The sequence below is a fragment of the Streptomyces sp. NPDC023481 genome, assembly GCF_055560195.1.
Genome location: NZ_JBVHJE010000001.1, coordinates 868,341 through 882,176, shown reverse-complemented (window position 1 = coordinate 882,176; position 13,836 = coordinate 868,341). Strand labels below are relative to the sequence as shown.

The window sequence follows — 13,836 nt, the reverse complement described above, 5'->3', positions numbered from 1 at the left end:
TTGGCCCCGGTGCCCCCCCCCCAGCCCCGGTGGGGGGCGCGGGGGGGGCCCCGGCGGCTCGCCGGGGCACAACGGTAGCCGCACTTGGGGGGGGGGCGCGGGCGGGTGGCCCGCCCCACCACCAAAAGGGGTGAACGGTCGTAACTTTCGCGTGCGGGACGCGTTTCGCCGCGCTAAGGGATCACACAGTGATCACCCGGGCGCGGAACGTCACACCACTGCCGGTGTGCGCCGGGCGGCGCGGCGCCGGGCCGCCAGCCCCGGGTCGAGCGCGGGTACGGCGGCCAGGAGCTGCCGGGTGTACGGCTCGCGCGGGCTGTCGTAGACCTCGTCGGCGGGCCCGTACTCCACGAGCCGGCCGCGCCGCATCACCGCGACCCGGTCGCTGACCTGGCGGACGACGGCGAGGTCGTGCGCGATGAAGACCAGCGCGAGGCCGAGTTCCCGCTGGAGTTCGCCGAGCAGGGCGACCACCTGGGCCTGGGTGGTGACGTCGAGCGCGGAGACGGGCTCGTCGCAGACGATGGCGCGCGGCTCGGCGGCGAGCGCCCGCGCGATGCCGATGCGCTGGCGCTGCCCGCCGCTGAACTCGTGCGGGTAGCGGTCGTAGTGCGCCCCGTCCAGCCCCACCCGCTCCAGCAGTTCCCTCACCCGGTCCCGGACGCGCTGCTCGTCGCGCTCTCCGCGCGCGCGGAGCGGGTCGGCGACGGACTCGCCGACGCTGCGGCGCGGGTTGAGGGAGGAGACGGGGTCCTGGAAGACCATCTGGACGGCCGGGTTCACCCCGGTGAGCGGACTTCCCGCGTAGCGGACCTCGCCCGCGGTGGGCTCCAGCAGCCCGACGAGCATGCGGCCGAGGGTGGTCTTGCCGCTGCCGCTCTCGCCGACCACACCGAGGGTCTCGCCGCGCCGGACGGTCACCGAGACGTCGTCCACGGCCGCGAAGGCCCGCTTGCCGCGGCCGAACTCGCGCCGCGCGCCGACCGTCTCCAGCACCACCTCGTCGGTGGCCGGGGAGCCGGTCCGGCGGGCGTCCACGCGCGGGACGGCGTCGAGGAGTTCGCGGGTGTACGCCTCGGCGGGCGCCGCGAGGACCGTGCCGACCGGGCCGCGCTCGACGGCCCTGCCGTGCCGCATGACGAGGATGTCGTCCACGCTCTCGGCGGCCACGCCCACGTCGTGGGTGACGAGCAGCAGTCCCATGCCGGTCTCCTCGCGCAGCCCGTGCAGCAGGTCGAGGATCTGCGCCTGGACGGTGACGTCGAGCGCGGTGGTCGGCTCGTCCGCGATCAGCAGCTCGGGCTCGCAGGCGAGGGCCATGGCGAGCAGGGCGCGCTGGCGCATGCCGCCGCTGAACTCGTGCGGGCGGGACCGGGCCCGCCGCGCCGCGTCCGGGATGCCGACCCGCTCCAAGACCTCCACGGCACGCGCGCGTGCGGCGCGCCGCGACACGCGCGCGTGGACGCGATGGACCTCGGCGATCTGGTCGCCGATCGCGTAGTACGGGTCGAGCGAGGACAGCGGGTCCTGGAAGACCATGGCGGCCCCGGCCCCGCGCAGCCGGCGCAACTCCTCGTCGGAGGCCGCCTGTACGTCGGTGCCGGCCACCCGCACCGAGCCGCCGACCCGGGCCCCGGTGCCCCGGTGCAGGCCCAGCAGGGCGCCCGCGACCGTGGACTTGCCGGAGCCGGACTCGCCGACCAGGGCGAGGGCGGCGCCCTTCGCCAGACTGAAGGACAGGCCGTCGACGGCGCGCAGCGCGCCGAACTCGACGGTCAGGCCGGTGACGTCCACCAGGTTCGGGTCCGTCGCTTCCACCAGGCTCATGCGAGCACCACCCGTCGGTCGGCCACCGCGTACAGGACGTCCGCGACGGCGTTGGCGAGGACCACGAAGAAGCCGGTCACCAGGACCATGCCGACGACCACCGGAAGGTCGACGACCTTCACCGCGTGCACCAGTTCCTGGCCGATGCCGGGCAGGCCGAACAGGGTCTCGGTGAGGACGGCGCCGCCGACGGCCGAGCCGAAGGTGACCGCGTTGAGGGCGATGACGGAGGCCGTCGCGCCGCGCAGCGCGTGCCGGGCGATGACCGCGCGCTCGCTGACGCCGTAGGCCCGGAAGGTGCGGATGTGGTCCTCGGCCAGCGTCTCCAGCATCGACGCCCGGGTCAGCCGGGCGAAGTTGGCCGCCTCGATGAGGGCGAGGGAGAGCCAGGGCAGCAGCAGGCCCCAGGCCCACTGCTCGGGGTCGTCGGTGAAGTTCACGTACTGCGGGAAGGGCAGCAGCTGGAGTTCGCCGCAGACGACGATCATCAGGACCAGCCCGATGACGAAGACGGGCGTGGCGATGCCCGCGAGGGTGACCGCGGTCAGGAGGCGTTCGGAGAGCCGGCCGCGCCGCCAGGCGGACAGCACGCCGGTGCCGATGCCGAGCACGAGCCAGATCACCATCGCGCCGAGCACCAGCGAGAAGCTCACCGGCAGCTTGGTCAGGATGATGTCGGTGACCTGCTGGCCGGTCCGGTACGACTGGCCGAGGCAGGGCGCCGCGCAGTGCTCCACGGAGGTGCCCGTGGAGAAGTCCTGGCCCACGAAGACGCCCTGCAGGAAGTGCCAGTAGCGCACGTACAGCGGGTCGTCCAGGTTGAGTTGCTGGGCCACCTGGTGGACCTGGGCCGGGGAGCAGCGCGGGCCGCAGGTGATCTGGGCGACGTTGCCGGGGGTGACGTAGAAGACGACGTAGATGATCACCGAGAGGACGAAGAGGGTGATCACCGCGCCGATGGCCCGGCGCAGGACGAAGCCGGTGAAGCCGCTCACGGCCGCTCCTCCTTCCGTGGTGCGCCGGCGGGTACGGCCGCCCCGGCGCGGGCCTCCCGCTTGCGGCCGGTGCCGACGCGCAGGCGGGAGGCGGCACGCGGGTCGAGGGCGACGCGGACGCCGTCGCCGAGGACGGTCATCGCGAACACGGTGACGAACAGGGCGAGCGCGGGCAGCAGCAGGTACTGCGGGGCCGCCTGGTACCAGACGTCGGCGGAGGTGAGCATCTGGCCCCAGGAGGGGGTGGGCGGCTTCACGCCGACGCCGAGGAAGGACAGGGCCGCCTCGGCACTGATGTTCTGCGGGATCAGCAGCGCGGCGTAGGTGATGGCCGGCGCGGCCAGGCCCGGGAGCAGTTCGCGTACGGCGGTCCGCCAGGTGCTCCAGCCGCTCAGCCGGGACGCGGAGACGTAGTCGAGGTTCTTCAGGGCGAGGGTCTGCGCGCGGACCATCTTCGCCATCGTGGCCCACCCGGAGACCAGGGAGATGATCAGGGCGACGAGGACGGGCCGCGGAAAGCCCGCCGGCACGATGGCCAGCAGCGCGAGCGCCATGATCATCAGGGGCATCGAGACGAAGATGTCGGTGACGCGGCTGAGGACCAGGTCGACCCAGCGGTTGCCCAGGCCCGCGGCCACGCCCATGACGACGCCGAGCAGGACCTGGACGAGGGTGGCGCCCAGCGACACGCCGAGCGAGACCCGGGCGCCGTAGACCAGCCGGGCGAACATGTCGCGTCCGGTCTGCGGTTCGACGCCCAGCCAGTGGTCGGCGCCCGCGCCGCCGAGGGAACCGATGGGCACGCCTCCGCGCGCCGAGTCGATCAGGGCGGGGTGGTAGCTGGTGGGGTCCTGGCCCTCCAGGGCGGTGAGCAGCGGCGCGGCGAGCGCGACCAGGACGAGCAGCGCGACGACGGCCGCGGCGACCAGGGCGGCGCGCTGCGCCCGCAGCCGCCGCCAGAACTGAGGTGCCCCCGAGACCGCCGGTACGGCGACGTCCGGCCCGGCGGTCTCGACGGCGGCAAGTGCCTCGCTCACGGTGCTACTTCACCGCGACCTGGGAGATGTCCAGCACGCCGGTCCAGTCGCTGATGACGATGTTCTTGACGTCCGAGCCGTACAGGCGCTTGTAGACCGGGTGGAACAGCGGCACGACTAGGGCCTTGTCGCCGATCTTCTTGTCCAGTGCACCCCACCGCCGGGCGGCGGCGTCAAGGTCGGTCAACTTGTTGATCGCGTCAATCTCGTCATTGACCGACTTGTCGTCGAGCTGGCCCGTGTTGAAGTTCGCTCCATCCTTGACGATCTGCCGGCCGTCGAAGATGGGGGCGAGGAAGGGGCCGCCGGAGGGCCAGTCGGCACCCCAGTGGGCGAGCAAGAAACCGGGCTCGGTCTTCACGCTGTGGATCCTGTCCCGGTAGTCGTTGTCCTCCAGGCCCTGCAGCCTGACCGTGATGCCGGCCTTCTTGAGCGCGTCCTGGACGGCGGTGGCGATCTCCGGGCTGGTCTCGAAGTCCTTGGCGTTGGAATGGGTCAGCGTGATGGTGAGGCCCTTGCCGTAACCGGCCCGCTTCAGCAGCTCTTCGGCCTTCGCCGCGTTGCCGGACGCGCCCGCGGGGAACGGGTCGTACGGTGTGTAGCCGAAGGACTTCTGGTTCGGCAGGAAGGTGGTGGCGGGCTCGGCGAGGGCGCTGCCGCCGGCCGCGTTGACCACGGAGGACCGGTCGATGGCGTAGGCGATGGCCTGGCGCACCTCGGGCTTGTCGAACGGCTTCACCTTCGGATTGAAGGCGAGGTAGTTCGTGTAGCCGAAGTGGCCGGTGCCCACGCGCGCGGCCAGTTCCCTGTCGCCGGTCACCTTGGCGAGTTCGGCCGGGCCGAGGTTGGTGTCCGTGGTGACGGCGGCGGCGTCCGCACCCTGGGACGCGGACAGCCGCTGGTTGATCACCGAGGAGTCGAGGCCGGAGCGGACGTCGATGGTGTCCGGGTACGCCTTGCGCTCCTCGTCGGTCGCCGCCGACCACTGCGTGTTGCGCGCCAGCAGGACGTGCTCGCCGTCGTTCTCGTTCTTGACGACCTTGTACGGGCCGGACGAGACGGGGTGCGCCTCGTACTTGGTGCCGGTGTCCTTGCTCCTGGGCACCGGGGCGAACTGCGTCTGCGTGGCGAGGTAGGGGAACTCGCCCTCGGGCTTGTCCAGGTGGAAGACGATGGTCCGGGCGTCCGGCGTCTCGATCGCGGACAGGCCCTTCTTGTCCTTGTACGGCCCCTGGTAGTCGGCGGCACCGGCCAGCCAGTCGCGCAGGTAGGGGGCGCCGCCGGAGAGTTCGGGGGCGAAGGAGCGCTCGATGCCGTACTTGATGTCGGCCGAGGTGATCGGCGTGCCGTCCTCGTACTTCAGACCCTTCTTCAGGGTGTACGTCCACACGGTCGCGTCCTTGTTGGGGCGCCCGGTGTCGGTGGCGAGGTCCGGGACGACCTTGGCGCCGGCCGCGCCGTTCTCCCGGTTGCGCGTGGTGAGGGTGCGGAAGACCAGCGAGGGGACGTTTCCGCCGCCGGAGGTGTACAGGCGCGCGGGGTCGAAGTCGGTCTGCGGCTCGCTGTTCAGGACCGTGAGCGTGCCGCCCTTGTGGGGCGTGGAGTCGCCACCGGCGCCCTTGGCATCGCTGTCCTCCGGGCCGCAGGCGGCGGCGCCCGCTGCCACGACCAGGCTGACGGATGCCGCTGCCACGCGGCGCGCTATGACGGACGGTTGACGCATCGGAGTGACGACCTCTCGGGGTGACGTGACGGGGTTGATCGAGGTTTTCTCGAGGGGTGAGACATGTGGACGAGGAGTGAGACGGCTGCGGGCAGACGTCGGCCCCGGCGTCGGGTCGTCGAAAAGTCCGTGACACGGTCACGGACAGGAAGAGAGAAAAAGGGTCGCGACGCGTACGCCGGGGAGGCGGCGTCAGCGACAGTGGATGTCGGCCACGCAGAGCGCGGTCACGCCGATGAGCGCCAGCTCGATGGCGGCGCTGCTGCAGACGGCATGACTAGACCACATGGGCAGAAATATGAACGCACATACGCCCCCGTGTCAACGTGGCATAAGTGGCGGCTGTCAACTCCTGGGGTAGGGCCACGGGTTGGCCCGGCAGTGGATCCCGTCGTGGTCCAGGAACTTGGTCTGCTGCTGCATGACCGGCGCCAGCTCGCCGTCCTTCTGGCAGGTGACGTGGCCGTGGCCGAGCCGGTGGCCGACTTCATGGTTGATCAACATCTGCCGGTACGCATGGATCCGGTCACCGTATGTCTTGCTTCCCTGAGCCCACCGGTACGCATTGATCATGACGCGTTCGGTCGCGGCCGAGTCGCAGGAGACGTTGTCCTCCGTGGTGTCCAGGCCGGACTTGGCGCACCATGTGGCGGTGGTGCCGGGACTGGCCAGCGTGATCACGAAGTCGGGCTTGCCGGAGGAGATCCGCTCGAAGGTCATGGCGCCGTCGTGCGCCCAGCTGCGCTGGTCGTTCAGGGTCTGCTGCACGGCCTCGGCGAACAACGCGCCGTCCAGCCCCAGGCCCTGCTCGACGTCGACGCGGTACCGGTACTTCCGGCCGGTGCCGGGCGCCTTGTCGAAGCCGGGCACCGCGTCGAACTTCCCCGGTCCGGCCAGCTTGGCGCCGAGCGGGTACTTCTCGGCCATCTTCTGGTCGTACGTCAGCGGTGTCGCGCTCGGCGTGGCGGCGGGCGTCGGGACACCCGTGTGCGGGGCGTGGCCGGTGGCGGACTGCGAACGCGTGGCGTCGTCCTGCGCCTTGGTCACCTGTCCGGCGACGACCACCGCGAGCACGGTGGTGACGGCGGCCGCCGCGATGCCGGTGAAGGCCAGTCCCCTGGTCCCGCCGCGCTGCGCGGGCACGCCGGCGCCGGACGCGGAGGTCCGGGTGGGGACGGTGTCCTCGCCCGCCGCGGGGCGGTCACCGGTGTCCTCGAAGGCCTCGACGTACTCCTGCCGGGGGCCGGTGCGGCGCCGTGACCCGCCCGGGCCCGCGGCTCCCGACTCCGCCTGCCGCTGCCGCGGCAACACGACACCGGGCCCGCCGCTACCGGCCCCGGGCCCGCCGAACTCCCCCCAGCCTCCGCCGGCTTCCCGCTGCTCGGGATGCCCACCTCGCACGCCGGTCGCGGACGCGACACCCCCGAATCCCGGCACACCGCGCGCCGGAGTGCCGTCGGCCGGCCGGGAGACGCCCTGTGCCGCGGTACCGTCCGCGAGCCGCCGCACGCCCCGCGCCGGAGTGCCGTCCGGAGGCCGGGACAGACCCTGTGCCGCGGCACTGTCCGCGAGCCGCCGCACGCCCCGCGCGCGGGTGCCGTCGGAACCGGCGCGCTCGGGAGCCCCCGAACGGCCGTGAGCCCCCGACCCGTCAGGAGTCCCCGGCGTATCGCCCGCGGCGGCACCCTCGGGGAACGAAGGCGCAGCGCGCCCGGCGCCCCGCGGCCCCGCGGGGGCGTCCGACGGCCCGGGCGGGCGGTCCCTGTCGTCGTCGGAGCGTGCGCCCCGTTGGTCCCGCCTTGCGGATATGTCCGCGGAGTCGCCCTTGGGGGCCGGTCCGCGGCGGCTGTGGCGTCCCACCCCGGCCCTCAGCCCCTCGCGCCCGCGGCGCCGGCGGCAGCGCCGGAGCCGTTCGCCTGTGCCAAAAGCTCCCGGAACGCGCCGGCCACCAGCTCCGGGTACTCCATCATCGCGACATGCCCGGCGTCCGGCAGGGACAGCATCCGGGAGCCGCGGAAGGCGCGGGCGGCCCGGTGGGCCATGCGGAAGCCGACGAGCTGGTCCCGGCCGCCGTAGACCAGCAGCGTGGGGGCCAGTACCCGCTCGGCCTGGCGCCACAGCCCGTGCTGCCCGCCGAGCGTGTAGGCGTTGACGATCCCGCGCGCGGAGCGGGCCATCGCGTCCCAGAAGTAAGGCAGTTGCTGGCGCCGCTCCAGCTCCTCGACGGCATGCCGGAACGCCTCCGGCGAGACCCGGTCCGGGTCGCCGTAGCAGAGCGCCATGACCCCGCGCACCCGCTGCTCGGCCGTCCACTCCCGGGTGAGCCGGGTGAAGAGGGCGGCGACACCGGGGACGCCGAGCAGCGCCGTCGGCACGGCGGAGCGCTGCACCCGCAGCTCGGGCAGGGCGGGCGAGACGAGCGTGAGCGTACGGACCAGGTCGGGTCGTACGGCGGCCACGCGCGTGGCGACGGCGCCGCCGAGCGAGTTGCCGAAGAGGTGGACCGGGCCGCGGCCCGCGGCGTCGAGGTAGCGGATCACCGCGCGCGCGTGCCCGGTGACGGAGTAGTCGCCGTCGTCCGGGGGCGGCGAGTCGCCGAAGCCCGGCAGGTCGACCGCCTCGCTGTCGACTTCTCCGTCCAGCTCGGCCATGAGGGACGACCAGTTCTGCGAGGAGCCGCCGAGCCCGTGGACGTACAGCGCGGGCGGCAGGCCCTCGCGCGCGGGAGGCCGGGAACGGACCGTCAGGGTGACGCCGGGCAGGCCGACGGACCGCAGCCGCTCGCCGTCGCCGACCCGGACGGGCGCCACCCTCGGAAGCACACTGGCGGCCGGCACGGACGGCGACTCGGTCGAAGACATGCGCCAATGTTACGAGGTGATCACGTAGTGGCTCATGTGTTCGCCATCACAGCGTGAACCGGTACCGGGCCGGTGACCCGGTGCGGCGAAACGGGCCTGACGGCATGGCGTCCGGATCAGCTGTCTCCTAGGCTCGTACAGAGGGCACCCCCGTGTGGCCCCCTGCTCTATCCGGGGACGTTCGTAGGAAGGGAGCCCACCATGGACTATGACCCCACCGAGCCCGACGCGGTCGAGGACGTCGAGGCCGACGAGAACCTGGACGCGCAGGCGGCGCAGGAGCGCGACGTCGAGGCGCCGGAGGCGGACGCCGCCGAGCAGCACGCGGACATCGCGCCGGACCGCGACGACCCGCTGGCCGGAATGGACCCGGCTCGCGGGAACGTGGCCGATCTGGTCGAACAGGCGCGCGTGGTCGCGCTGGACGAGGACGACTACCGCTGACCTGGAAGGTCCACACGGGCCCGGCCGGCCGTACCGGACGGGCCGCACGGCTTTCGCCGCCGTCCGGTACGTGAAATTCTGCGCTCGCACCGCGCACACCAGGGTTACCGAAAAGTACGATGGCCGCGCGGCCGACACCGCATGTGGACGACTTTGGGAGGCGGCGTGACAGCCATCGAGCAAACTGAGGCGGCGCGCCCACGGGGCACGCGTCTGCCGCGCCGTGCCCGGCGGAACCAGTTGCTGGGCGCCGCTCAGGAGGTTTTCGTCGCGCAGGGCTACCACGCGGCGGCGATGGACGACATCGCCGAGCGGGCCGGCGTGAGCAAGCCGGTGCTCTACCAGCACTTCCCCGGCAAGCTCGACCTCTACCTCGCCCTGCTGGACCAGCACTGCGAGTCGCTGATCCAGGCGGTGCGGGTCGCGCTGGCGTCGACCACCGACAACAAGCAGCGCGTCCGGGCGACCATGGACGCCTACTTCGCCTACGTGGAGGACGACGGCGGCGCCTTCCGGCTGGTCTTCGAGTCGGACCTGACGAACGAGCCCGCCGTGCGCGCGCGCGTCGACAAGGTCACCACCGAGTGCGCCGAGGCGATCTGCGACGTCATCGCCGAGGACACGGGCCTGTCGCGCGCGGAGTCGATGCTGCTGGCCTCGGGTCTGGGCGGGCTCGCCCAGGTGGTGGCCCGCTCGTGGCTGCACAGCGACCGCAGCGTCCCGCGGGACCAGGCGGTGCAGCTGCTGACCTCGCTGGCCTGGCGGGGCATCGCCGGCTTCCCGCTGCACGGCACCGAGCACCACTGACGGCCGTTTGTTCCCGCACGCTGTTCGCTCCTGGCGTTCCCACCCGCGCCGTGCACGTCCCCTCACCGGGCTAATGTGTGCTGGGTACGGCGCGGTTGATCGCGCACATCACTGACCGTCGGAGGGACATAGCCGTGGAGGTCAAGATCGGCGTGCAGCACGCGCCCCGCGAGATCGTTCTGGAGAGCGGTCAGAGCGTCGAGGAGGTCGAGAGCATCGTGGCCGAGGCGCTGGCCGGGAAGACCGGGCTGCTCAGCCTCCAGGACGAGAAGGGCCGCAAGGTCCTGGTGCCGACGGACCGTCTGGCGTACGTGGAGATCGGCGAGCCGACCGTGCGCAAGGTCGGTTTCGGCGCGCTGTAGGCGACAGGTGCCCGAGGGGCCCGGCGGCCGTGTGCCGCCGGGCCCCTCGCGTGTCGCGTACACACGAACGGAGCACAGGTCCCTCACAGCGCAGGATTGCAATCCGCAGGTCACGGGTATGACGGGCTACGACCGTCGAGCCAGACCGGCCGTGGGAGGGACCCCGACATGATCCTGGAAGCACTCGGCTCCGCCGTGCTCGGTCTGATCCTGGCGTGGGCGGCGGCGCACCGGCTCGCCCACCGCCTTCCGGCCCGCCCGCTGGTGTACACCACGGGCATCGCCGGAGCCCTCTTCGGTGACTTCGTCACCCACACGGCCCTGGGCCCCGGCACCGCCCTGCTGAGCCTCCTGGGCGCCGCGGTCATCTCGGTGGCGTCCCTCTCCCTGCTGCTCCGCCCGGCAGGCCGTCTGGGCCGCCGATCGGCAACGGCATAGGGGCCCTTTTCGGCAAGCAGGGGCTGCACGCCCTGAAGGGGCGCGGGGAACCGCGCGAGCCCCCCGCACGCCCCCGCGGCCGCGGCCGCGGAACGACGCGCACCCGCCCCGCGGGGCGCACCGCTCTCAGGCCGCGAGGCCCAGCGCAGCCATACGCTTCGTGTGCGCCTCGGTGATCCGCGAGAACATCCTGCCGACCTCAGCGAGGTCGAACCCGTCCGCCACCCCGCCCACGAGCATCGTGGACAGCGCGTCCCGGTCGGCGACCACCCGCTGGGACTGCGACAGCGCCTCCCCCATCAGCCGCCGCGCCCACAACGCCAGCCGCCCGCCCACGCGCGGGTCGGCGTCGATGGCGGCCCGCACCTTCTCCACGGCGAACCCGGCGTGCCCGGTGTCGTCGAGCACGGCCAGCACCAGTTCGCGCGTGTCGGAGTCGAGCCGGGCCGCGACCTCCCGGTAGAAGTCGCTCGCGATCGAGTCGCCGACGTACGCCTTGACCAGGCCCTCCAGCCAGTCCGAGGGCGCGGTCTGCCTGTGGAAGCCGTCGAGCGCGGCCACGAACGGGTCCATCGCGGCCGTCGGCTCCTCGCCGATCTCGGCCAGCCGGTTCCGCAGCCGCTCGAAGTGGTGGAACTCGGCCGAGGCCATCTTGGCCAGCTCGGCCTTGTCCGCCAGGGTCGGCGCCAGCTTGGCGTCCTCCGCGAGCCGCTCGAACGCAGCCAGCTCTCCGTACGCGAGCGCGCCGAGCAGGTCCACGACGGCGGCGCGGTACTGCGGGTCGGCGGCGGCCTGCGCCCAGTCCTGGGCGGCGACACCGGTGGGTTCGGCGGATACGGCGGACGCGTTCTCAGGCTTGTCAGAGCTAGTCATGAGGCGCACAATAGTCCGCTCGCCGCCCCGCTCAAGCCCTGGTCAAGCAGTGTGACCACGACTACGTGACCAAACCGGCCATCGCATGTGCGCGAATCCGGGGTATGGTGGTATTGCGCCTGCCAGAGTGCGTCGACGATGTTCGACGTGTCGCGACAGGCCGCACGCATGAGGATGCCCGGTCGGTGGCCCGATCGGCTCCGACCCGACAGCCCTCCAAGGCCGTACGGCAGTGATCGTACGACGTCAGGAGGGACCCCTCAGCGGTTCGAGCGCTAGAGCGTCGGCAGAGGTCCCGTGTCATACGGCTTGCCCGAGTGGTTCGTCCGTACGGCAGCCGACGTCCCCGGCACGGTCAGACATGACCCCCCGCGCTCGCCTCGCACCGCGCACACAGAAGAGGCAGCACCCTGACTACGACGTTTCGAGAACTCGGAATCCTTCCCGAGACCGCCGAGGCCCTGGAAGCCGTCGGCATCATCACCCCCTTCCCCATCCAGGAGATGACACTCCCCGTCGCCCTCTCCGGCACGGACGTCATCGGCCAGGCCAAGACCGGCACCGGCAAGACGCTGGGCTTCGGCCTCCCGCTCCTGGAGCGCGTCACCGTCCCCGCCGACGTCGAGGCCGGACGCGCCACCCCCGAGGACCTCACCGACGCCCCGCAGGCGCTCGTCGTCGTCCCCACGCGCGAGCTGTGCACCCAGGTCACCAACGACCTGCTGACGGCGGGCAAGGTCCGTAACGTGCGGGTCCTCGCGATCTACGGCGGCCGGGCCTACGAGCCGCAGGTGGAAGCCCTGAAGAAGGGCGTCGACGTGGTCGTCGGCACCCCGGGCCGGCTCCTCGACCTCGCGGGCCAGAAGAAGCTGAACCTGAAGCACGTCAGGTGCCTGGTCCTCGACGAGGCCGACGAGATGCTCGACCTGGGCTTCCTGCCCGACGTCGAGAAGATCATCGACATGCTGCCGGCCAAGCGCCAGACCATGCTGTTCTCGGCCACCATGCCGGGCGCGGTCATCGGCCTCGCCCGCCGCTACATGTCCCGGCCCACGCACATCCGCGCCACCGCGCCGGACGACGAGGGCGCGACGGTCGCGAACATCAAGCAGTTCGTCTACCGCGCGCACAACATGGACAAGCCGGAGATGGTCGCCCGCATCCTGCAGGCCAACGGCCGCGGACTGGCGATGATCTTCTGCCGTACCAAGCGGACGGCCGCCGACATCGCCGAGCAGCTGCAGCGCCGCGGGTTCGCGGCCGGCGCGGTCCACGGCGACCTCGGCCAGGGCGCCCGCGAGCAGGCCCTGCGGGCCTTCCGCAACGGCAAGGTCGACGTCCTCGTGTGCACCGACGTGGCCGCGCGCGGCATCGACGTCGAGGGCGTCACCCACGTCATCAACTACCAGTCCCCCGAGGACGAGAAGACGTTCCTGCACCGGGTCGGCCGCACCGGCCGCGCGGGCGCCAAGGGTACGGCGATCACGTTCGTCGACTGGGACGACATCCCGCGCTGGCAGCTGATCAACAAGGCGCTGGAGCTGGACTTCAACGACCCGGTGGAGACCTACTCCAGCTCCCCGCACCTGTTCTCCGACCTCGGTATCCCCCAGGGCATCAAGGGCACCCTGCCGCGTGCGCAGCGGACCCGTGCCGGTCTGGACGCGGAGGAGCTGGAGGACCTGGGCGAGACCGGTGGGCGGGGCGCGCGGGGCCGTGGTGGCCGCGCCGGCCGTGCCGAGCCGGCCCCGGTCGAGCGGGAGCGTCAGGACCGTACGCCGCGCCGGCGCCGCCGTACCCGCGGTGGCACTCCGCTGGACGCCTCCGCCGCCGCGCCGGTCGCCGAGACCGCCGGCACGGAGGAGGCTCCGGCCGTGAGCCGTACCCCGCGCCGCCGGCGCCGCACCCGCGGTGGGGCGTCGGCTGAGCCGACGGCCGCCGTGGCGCCGACGGCGTCCGACGAGGCCGCCGACGAGACGGTGATCACGGTCACGGTGCCGGATCCCGCCGCGCCGGAGACCCCGGAGAAGCCGCGCCGCCGCCGCACCCGCAGGCCGACTGCGTCGGAGACCCCGGCGACCGAGCCGACCGCGGACGTGACCCCGGTGGCCGCGCCTGTGGCCGAGCGGGTGACCGAGTCCGTGGTCCCGGGCAGCCCGGTTTCGGAGCCGGAGGCCGCTCCGCTCGCGGAGACCAAGCCGCGCCGCCGCACCCGGAAGACGGCCGAGCCGGCTCCCGTGGCCGAGGCGGCACCGCAGCCGGCCGAAGCGGAAGCCGAGGCCAAGCCGCGGCGCACCCGCAAGACCGCGGCCAGCGCCGAGACCGCCGTGGACACCGCCGAGGCCACCGAGGCCAAGCCGCGCCGTACCCGGAAGACGGCAGCCACCGCCGTGGACACCGCGGAAGGCACGGAGACCAAGCCGCGCCGCACCCGCAAGGCCACCGCAGCCGCGCCCGAGGCCGCCGAAG

General features: G+C 72.7%; 13 protein-coding genes. 5 read left to right on the top strand and 8 right to left on the bottom strand.

Annotation, left to right across the window (positions count from 1 at the left end):
• Positions 1-210: 210 nt before the first annotated feature.
• From ACZ3ZD_RS04190 to ACZ3ZD_RS04160, 7 genes are all read right to left on the bottom strand, one after another.
• The gene (locus ACZ3ZD_RS04190; protein ID WP_467393219.1) at positions 211-1,827 is read right to left on the bottom strand and encodes a dipeptide ABC transporter ATP-binding protein; all 1,617 of its coding nucleotides are present in this window, start codon (positions 1,825-1,827) and stop codon (positions 211-213) included.
• Positions 1,824-2,822: an ABC transporter permease gene (locus tag ACZ3ZD_RS04185; RefSeq protein ID WP_467393217.1), complete on the bottom strand. Its 999-nt coding sequence runs from the start codon at positions 2,820-2,822 to the stop codon at positions 1,824-1,826. Before ACZ3ZD_RS04185 ends, ACZ3ZD_RS04190 begins: the two co-directional genes overlap by 4 nt.
• Complete coding sequence (locus tag ACZ3ZD_RS04180; protein ID WP_467393215.1) at positions 2,819-3,859, bottom strand: ABC transporter permease; 1,041 nt, start codon at positions 3,857-3,859, stop codon at positions 2,819-2,821. Before ACZ3ZD_RS04180 ends, ACZ3ZD_RS04185 begins: the two co-directional genes overlap by 4 nt.
• Before the next feature lie 4 nt (positions 3,860-3,863).
• Positions 3,864-5,582, bottom strand: coding sequence for an ABC transporter substrate-binding protein (locus tag ACZ3ZD_RS04175; RefSeq protein ID WP_467393213.1), 1,719 nt, complete (start codon positions 5,580-5,582; stop codon positions 3,864-3,866).
• Positions 5,583-5,774: 192 nt separating this feature from the next.
• The gene (locus ACZ3ZD_RS04170; protein WP_309550493.1) at positions 5,775-5,870 is read right to left on the bottom strand and encodes an Ms4533A family Cys-rich leader peptide; all 96 of its coding nucleotides are present in this window, start codon (positions 5,868-5,870) and stop codon (positions 5,775-5,777) included.
• 57 nt (positions 5,871-5,927) lie between these two features.
• Positions 5,928-7,442, bottom strand: a complete 1,515-nt coding sequence (locus tag ACZ3ZD_RS04165; RefSeq protein ID WP_467393211.1) for a DUF3152 domain-containing protein — start codon at positions 7,440-7,442, stop codon at positions 5,928-5,930.
• A gap of 8 nt (positions 7,443-7,450) precedes the next feature.
• Positions 7,451-8,443, bottom strand: a complete 993-nt coding sequence (locus tag ACZ3ZD_RS04160) for an alpha/beta fold hydrolase (protein WP_467393209.1) — start codon at positions 8,441-8,443, stop codon at positions 7,451-7,453.
• A 201-nt stretch (positions 8,444-8,644) separates the two neighbouring features.
• On the opposite strand from ACZ3ZD_RS04160, the gene ACZ3ZD_RS04155 reads away from it, so the two are divergent.
• From ACZ3ZD_RS04155 to ACZ3ZD_RS04140, 4 genes are all read left to right on the top strand, one after another.
• Entirely contained in the window at positions 8,645-8,887 is a 243-nt protein-coding gene (locus ACZ3ZD_RS04155; protein WP_467393207.1) for a hypothetical protein, read from the top strand.
• Between the two features lie 165 nt (positions 8,888-9,052).
• Entirely contained in the window at positions 9,053-9,694 is a 642-nt protein-coding gene (locus ACZ3ZD_RS04150) for a TetR/AcrR family transcriptional regulator (RefSeq protein WP_467393204.1), read from the top strand.
• A 134-nt stretch (positions 9,695-9,828) separates the two neighbouring features.
• On the top strand, positions 9,829-10,056 hold the full coding sequence (locus tag ACZ3ZD_RS04145; protein WP_030346231.1) for a DUF3107 domain-containing protein: 228 nt from the start codon (positions 9,829-9,831) through the stop codon (positions 10,054-10,056).
• 168 nt (positions 10,057-10,224) lie between these two features.
• Positions 10,225-10,494 carry a hypothetical protein gene (locus ACZ3ZD_RS04140; RefSeq protein WP_467393202.1) on the top strand — a complete coding sequence of 90 codons (270 nt, stop codon included), beginning with the start codon at positions 10,225-10,227 and terminating at the stop codon, positions 10,492-10,494.
• A 126-nt stretch (positions 10,495-10,620) separates the two neighbouring features.
• Here the strand turns inward: ACZ3ZD_RS04140 and ACZ3ZD_RS04135 are convergent, their stop codons facing one another.
• The gene (locus tag ACZ3ZD_RS04135) at positions 10,621-11,367 is read right to left on the bottom strand and encodes a ferritin-like fold-containing protein (protein WP_467393200.1); all 747 of its coding nucleotides are present in this window, start codon (positions 11,365-11,367) and stop codon (positions 10,621-10,623) included.
• Between the two features lie 503 nt (positions 11,368-11,870).
• Between ACZ3ZD_RS04135 and ACZ3ZD_RS04130 the strand changes: the two genes are divergently transcribed.
• Positions 11,871-13,836: DEAD/DEAH box helicase (locus ACZ3ZD_RS04130; RefSeq protein ID WP_467393198.1), on the top strand; the 1,966-nt coding region annotated here is incomplete at its 3' end.

Coding starts and splice junctions, on each gene's coding strand:
- ACZ3ZD_RS04190 (WP_467393219.1), bottom strand. CDS start 1,827: ATGAGCCTGGTGGAAGCGACGGACCCGAACCTGGTGGACGTCACCGGC.
- ACZ3ZD_RS04175 (WP_467393213.1), bottom strand. CDS start 5,582: ATGCGTCAACCGTCCGTCATAGCGCGCCGCGTGGCAGCGGCATCCGTC.
- ACZ3ZD_RS04170 (WP_309550493.1), bottom strand. CDS start 5,870: ATGTGGTCTAGTCATGCCGTCTGCAGCAGCGCCGCCATCGAGCTGGCG.
- ACZ3ZD_RS04160 (WP_467393209.1), bottom strand. CDS start 8,443: ATGTCTTCGACCGAGTCGCCGTCCGTGCCGGCCGCCAGTGTGCTTCCG.
- ACZ3ZD_RS04155 (WP_467393207.1), top strand. CDS start 8,645: ATGGACTATGACCCCACCGAGCCCGACGCGGTCGAGGACGTCGAGGCC.
- ACZ3ZD_RS04140 (WP_467393202.1), top strand. CDS start 10,225: ATGATCCTGGAAGCACTCGGCTCCGCCGTGCTCGGTCTGATCCTGGCG.
- ACZ3ZD_RS04135 (WP_467393200.1), bottom strand. CDS start 11,367: ATGACTAGCTCTGACAAGCCTGAGAACGCGTCCGCCGTATCCGCCGAA.